General features: G+C 72.1%; 7 protein-coding genes. 6 read left to right on the top strand and 1 reads right to left on the bottom strand.

Annotated features, from left to right (window positions below):
* From Q0195_RS15525 to Q0195_RS15500, 6 genes are all read left to right on the top strand, one after another.
* Positions 1 to 1,244, top strand: a 1,244-nt coding sequence (locus Q0195_RS15525; RefSeq protein ID WP_299280171.1) for an ethanolamine ammonia-lyase subunit EutB, incomplete at its 5' end; no start/stop codon positions are given.
* Positions 1,245 to 1,349: 105 nt separating this feature from the next.
* Complete coding sequence (locus Q0195_RS15520; RefSeq protein ID WP_299280169.1) at positions 1,350 to 1,613, top strand: hypothetical protein; 264 nt, start codon at positions 1,350 to 1,352, stop codon at positions 1,611 to 1,613.
* Positions 1,544 to 1,906 carry a hypothetical protein gene (locus tag Q0195_RS15515; protein ID WP_299280167.1) on the top strand — a complete coding sequence of 121 codons (363 nt, stop codon included), beginning with the start codon at positions 1,544 to 1,546 and terminating at the stop codon, positions 1,904 to 1,906. The genes Q0195_RS15520 and Q0195_RS15515 overlap by 70 nt, the downstream gene beginning before the upstream one ends.
* Complete coding sequence (locus Q0195_RS15510) at positions 1,903 to 2,061, top strand: hypothetical protein (RefSeq protein ID WP_299280165.1); 159 nt, start codon at positions 1,903 to 1,905, stop codon at positions 2,059 to 2,061. Before Q0195_RS15515 ends, Q0195_RS15510 begins: the two co-directional genes overlap by 4 nt.
* Positions 2,062 to 2,535 carry a hypothetical protein gene (locus Q0195_RS15505; protein WP_299280163.1) on the top strand — a complete coding sequence of 158 codons (474 nt, stop codon included), beginning with the start codon at positions 2,062 to 2,064 and terminating at the stop codon, positions 2,533 to 2,535. It abuts the gene before it with no gap.
* A gap of 92 nt (positions 2,536 to 2,627) precedes the next feature.
* Positions 2,628 to 2,930, top strand: coding sequence for a hypothetical protein (locus Q0195_RS15500; protein WP_299280161.1), 303 nt, complete (start codon positions 2,628 to 2,630; stop codon positions 2,928 to 2,930).
* 62 nt (positions 2,931 to 2,992) lie between these two features.
* Here Q0195_RS15500 and Q0195_RS15495 read toward each other — a convergent pair whose 3' ends face one another.
* Complete coding sequence (locus Q0195_RS15495) at positions 2,993 to 5,284, bottom strand: DUF222 domain-containing protein (protein ID WP_299280159.1); 2,292 nt, start codon at positions 5,282 to 5,284, stop codon at positions 2,993 to 2,995.
* Positions 5,285 to 5,492: the final 208 nt, after the last annotated feature.

The following is a 5,492-nucleotide window of genomic DNA, read 5'->3' as shown; positions in this document are numbered from 1 at the left end:
CCGAGCGGGTGGCGGCGAAGTTCGTCCTCGCGGAGGTCCCCCTCTCCGTCCTGCGGGAGAACCCGGCCGTCCCCTACGACGAGGACGAGGTGACGCGCGTCATCGACGACGCCGTCAACGAGACGGTCTACGAGGAGATCAAGCGCTGGACCGTCGGTGACTTCCGCGAGTGGATCCTGGCCAACACGACCACTGCGGAGATGATCCGACGGGTGAGCAACGCCCTGACGGGCGAGATGGTCGCCGCGGTCACCAAGCTCATGTCCAACCTCGACCTCGTCGTCGCCGGCCGCAAGATCCGGGTCACCGCCCACTGCAACAACACTATCGGCCTGGAGGGCACCTTCGCCTCCCGCAACCAGCCCAACCACCCCACCGACTCCGTCGAGGGCATCCGCGCCACGATCTACGAGGGGCTGTCCTACGGGTCGGGGGACAGCGTCATCGGGATCAACCCCTCCGACGACAGCGTGGGCAGCGTGGCCCGGCTGCTGGAGATGACCAAGGAGATCATCGACCGCTGGGAGATCCCGACCCAGAACTGCGTCCTCGCCCACGTCACCACCCAGATGGAGGCGATGCGCCGCGGCGCACCGGTCGGGCTGCTCTTCCAGAGCCTCGCCGGCTCGGAGAAGGCGATGGCGGGGTTCGGGGTGAGCGTGGGCCTCATGGACGAGGCCTACGAGATGGTCAAGAAGCACGGCTGGTGCACCGGCCCGAACCGCATGTACTTCGAGACCGGCCAGGGCACCGCGCTGTCCGCCGACGCGCACTACGGCGCCGACCAGCTCGTCATGGAGGCGCGGATCTACTCCATGGCCAAACGGTGGGACCCCTACCAGGTCAACACCGTCGTCGGGTTCATCGGGCCGGAGTACCTGTACGACGCCGTCCAGATCACCCGCGCCGGGCTCGAGGACCACTTCATGGGGAAGCTCACCGGCATCTCGATGGGCTGCGACGTCTGCTACACCAACCATGCCCGCGCCACCCAGAACGACCTGGAGAACCTCGCCGTCCTCCTCGCCTCCGCCGGCGGGAACTTCGTCATGGGTGTGCCCATGGGCGACGACGCGATGCTCAGCTACCAGAGCACCAGCTACCACGACGCACCGAGCCTGCGGCAGGCCCTCGGGCTGCGTCCCCTGCCCGAGTTCGAGCGCTGGATGGAGGAGGTCGGCCTGTGGAAGGACGGCAGGCTGACCGAGAAGGCCGGCGACGCTTCCTTCTTCCTCAAGAGGTGAGGACATGCCCACGACAGACATCGACGCCATCGTCCGGGCGGTCATCCGCGAGCTCGGGCGCCCGAGGTGGAGGCCAAGCTCGGGACGGCGCTTTCGCGAGCGGCGGTGACGATCCCGCCGGGCGTCGGAGCGGCCAACGCCCGCGGCCACCGGTACGTCGTCGAGGCCGCGGGCCTCGACTGCACGGCGCTGGTCGAGGAGCCGGTCGCCGCGAACGCCGTCCTCGGGCTGCGCGACGGGGCGATAGTCGACGTCGGCGGTGGGACGACCGGTATCGCCGTCGTACGCACGGGGAGGTCGTGTCCACCGCGGACGAGGCGACGGGCGGGCACCATCTCGACCTCGTCATCGCCGGCGCGTACCGGGTGAGCGTCGAGGAGGCCGAGGGCATGAAACGCGACGCGGCCAGGCAGGCCGAGCTGCTGCCGGTGGTGCGGCCGGTGCTGGAGAAGGTGGCGACCATCGTCGGTCGCGCCGTCGCAGGGCACCCGGTCGACGAGCTCCACCTCGTGGGCGGGACGAGCGCGTTCGGCGGCATCGCCGAGGTCGTCACCGCCGTGACCGGGATCCGCGCCGTCGTCCCGGGCAACCCGCTGTTCGTCACCCCGCTCGGGGTGGCCTACCACGACCTGTCGCCCGTTCGCGGCAGCTGGGAGGGATGATCGACATGGCCGGTGAGGACTTCGAGCTGCGGGCCTACGTCCACCTGGGCCGCATGCAGCCCCAGTACGCAGCGTTCGTCGGGGCCATCACCCAGGGCGACCCGCCGGTCGAGGGAATGGCAAGTCTGTACGTGGAGATGGCGCCGGGGAACTGAGTGTTCCGCGTCGTCGACAAGGTGGTCAAGGCGACCGACGTGCGTCCCGGCGCGCAGGTGGTGGAGCGCGAGTTCGGGATGTTCGAGGTCCACTCGTTGTCCCAGGCGGACGTCCTGCGCGCCGGTGAGGTGGTGCTCGCCGAGCTCGGCTCGGGAGAGGGAGACCGGGTCAAGCCGCAGATCGCCTCGATGCAGGTCATCACCAACGTCAACCCCTACCAGGCACAGCTGCTCAACCGGTTCATCCGGGGCACGATGCTCGTCGCCGGGCAGACCATGCTCGTCATCGAGGTCACCCCGGCCGCGTACATCAACCTGGCCGCGAACGAGGCGGAGAAGGCTGCCCCGGTGAACCTCATGCATGTCACCTCGGTGGGCCGGTTCGGGCGGCTGTGGATGGCCGGCAGCGAGGCCGACATCCTGGCCGCGCGCGACGCCGCGGTCACCGCGATCGAATCACTCGAAGGACAGTAGGAGGTCGTCATGCGCCGTTTCGTCACGCGCGCCGACGTCGACGCCGCCGTCGACGCCGGGCTCAGCGTGCTCCACGTCGGGCCCGGGACACGGTGACCGACGTCGCCCGTGAGCACGCCCAACAGCGCGGGCTGCGGATCGAGCGGGCCGAGCGTGCGCCGGGGGACGAGCCGGGTGCGGGCGGGTCGGTGGCCGCCGCCGGTGCTGCGGGCGCGGGCCGCTCCCGTGACGCCGGCGGAGGCGCGGGGGAGACCGGCTCGCGTGCGCCCCTCCGGGAGGACGACCCCGAGCGGCTGCGGCGCAAGGTGCGCCACGCGGTCATCGCCGAGCTCGGGGAGACGCCCGCCGGACTGGACCAGGTGATCGACCGGGTGCTGCGCTCGCGCGAGGGGTGAGCGGCCGCGAGTGGGAGCGGTGAGGGGGCCGGCCGGAGGGGTGCGCCGTCCGGGCGAACGCCCTACGCGGCGAGGAGGGCATCGACGTGGTCGGGCCGCACGGGAGCAGCACCTGGGCGGCGGGCCTGCTTGCACAGCGCCCGGAGCGCTCGGGACGTCTCGCGGTCGAGGCGGGTGACCGTTCCGTCGGGTCGACGCAGGTAGCCGTGGTCGGTGGGAGTGGTCCAGGCGTAGGCGCCGTCGCCGGTCCGTGCGACCGTGAATGCGCCGACGGACTTGACCGGATGACCCCTGGTGCAGAGCGGGCCGAGGTTGGTCGCCGAGGTGGTCCCGCCGTGCTGCCACTCGTGGATGTGGTCGAGCTCGCACGAGCGTGCCGGTGTGGAGCAGGACGGCTCGATGCAGGTGCGGTCGCGCTCGCGGACGTGGTCGGCGATGGCGGCGGTGGGCTGGTAACGGGTGCGTCCGACGTCGAGCACCTCGGTGCCGGTGGGATCGGTGACGAGGCGGCGCCACACCCCGCCCTCGGCGAGGGCGCGGGCGACGAGCGGCGGGATCGGGCCGTAGCCCTCGAGGTCGGCCACCGGTTCCGGGTCGCGATCCAGCGCGGGCAGGCCCCTGGTCTCAGGGTCGGGGAGCAGGACGTCGAGTGGGACCGTGACCCGGATGTCGGCGCGTCCGCCGCCGAGCAGCCCGAGTCGGATGGTCGGCAGACCGCACGGCACACGAGCTCCAGGACGCGGGGGACCGTCGGCATACCGACGCGTTCTCGGAGTCACGGGAGCGTTCGCGTCATCGCCGCCCTCGCCCGGGGCGCGGGGGTGAGCACCGCACTCGGCCGGCTCGACCGGAGAACGGCCGGCAGGCTGTGCGGTGTCACCGGTTTCTCCGGACGAGCCCTCGCCCGGCAGAGCCGGTCCGGCGGGCGGTTTGTGCCTGTCGCGTGGCGCCGGATCGATGTCTGCGTCGGGGCAGGAGGAGCCTGGTGCCGGATCGCTCGCGTCCGGCCGAGGCAGGCACAGGTCGGGGTCTGTCAGGCCGGGAGGCACCGGGTCGGGTCGCGCTGACTCGGTTGCGGGTGCCCCGGGAGGGACGGGGCCGGGTGCTGGCGACCCGCGGGGGAGGATCTCGGGCGCGGTCGCCCCGGGAGGGACGGGGGCGCGTCCTATCGGCACGGGAGGGGCCGGGTCGGGGGCGCTCGAACAGGGAGGCATCGTGCGGAGACCGGCACCCTCAGGCGGGTCGACACCCGGGGCGCGGCCGGCGCCGGACACAGACTCGGGTGCGTCCGTCGAGCCGCAGCCGCAGGTGCAGGTGGCGGCGCAGGGGCCGATCGCCCCGAGGGTGAGCGCGGTGTGGCCCATGAGGGCGAGGCTGTCAGCCCGGAGCTGGTCGAGGGTGCGGGAGTCGCCGACGTTCTTGGCAGCGCGCGCTGCGGCCTCGAGGGCGGCGTCCAGAGCGACGGCATCGACGGCGGGGAGCACCGCCGTCATCGCGGCCATGCCGTCGGGAAGAGCTCGCGGGTGGTTCACCCGACGCTGAGACCGGGCGGAACGGTGCCGCTCGTCGGCGGAGTCCGGGTCCACAGCGATGATCGCCTTGGCGAGGTCCTCCCGCAGCTGTCGCAGCGTCCTGCCGGGCGCGGTGTCGATGACCTCCTCCTGCACCGCCGCCGCTACCTCTGCCGGGAGCGGCTCCAGCGTGGAGACGATGAGCTGCGCTCGGGGGTAGTCGATGAGTCCTTGCTCGAGAAGCTCCCCGGTGAGCCAGAACATCCCCGCGAAGCCGCGACCGCAGGACACCAGGTGCTGCGCGGCGTGTCGGCTGACCACGAGCCGGCACGCGACCTCGTGGGCGGCGAGCTGCTCCGCATGGGTGCGCCCGCGCACCGTGCCAGGTCGGGTGGGGTTCAAGGCCTCCCGCTGGGCGAGCGACGCCGCGGCCCTCGCGGCCCGCCGGGCTGCGTAGGCCTCCATCCGCTTGTACGCCGCGACAACCTCGACGACGGAGAAGTCGTCCGTCTCCTCAGGGTCGATCCCGGCGAGGAACCGACCCAGCAGCTCCGACGGAGGCTGATGCTCGAGCACCTCACCCAGGGCGCCCGGCGTCTCGTTCAACCGGCGCACGACCGTGTGGGGCCAGCCCGGCGGGGCCTCACCGCTGAGCGGGTCGAGGCCGAGCTCGGGGTAGAGGAGAACGACCTCGATGGGGGACGGCGGTGCGACCGACACCCGCCGGGAGGGCCAGTCCTCCACCGCCGGCAGGCCGAGAAAGTCGGCGATGGCCTGTTCGACGGACGACAGAGCGGTGCCCGGCTGGGTGACCACCCCGTTCCGTTCCGTCCCGTCGGCCATGACGTCTCCTCTCGATGGCTCCATACTATCGAACATATGTTCGAGTGGCAAGGGGTGGGGTGGTCGTGAGGAGGCACGGTCTTGTCCGGCGGTCGGGGTAGTCCGCTTCGAGGGGGCGGGCAGTGGGCCTCCGGGCGCGGGGACCGCCGCGTCGGGTGGGGTGGTCGTGAGGAGATGCCGGTCTTGTGAGGGGGTGGGGATACGTGGG

Origin of the sequence: uncultured Georgenia sp. (assembly GCF_937958535.1) — a bacterium.
Classification (GTDB): Bacteria; Actinomycetota; Actinomycetes; order Actinomycetales; family Actinomycetaceae; genus Oceanitalea.
The sequence above is the reverse complement of the archived record's forward strand: the minus strand, read 5'-3'. Positions and strand labels throughout refer to the sequence as shown.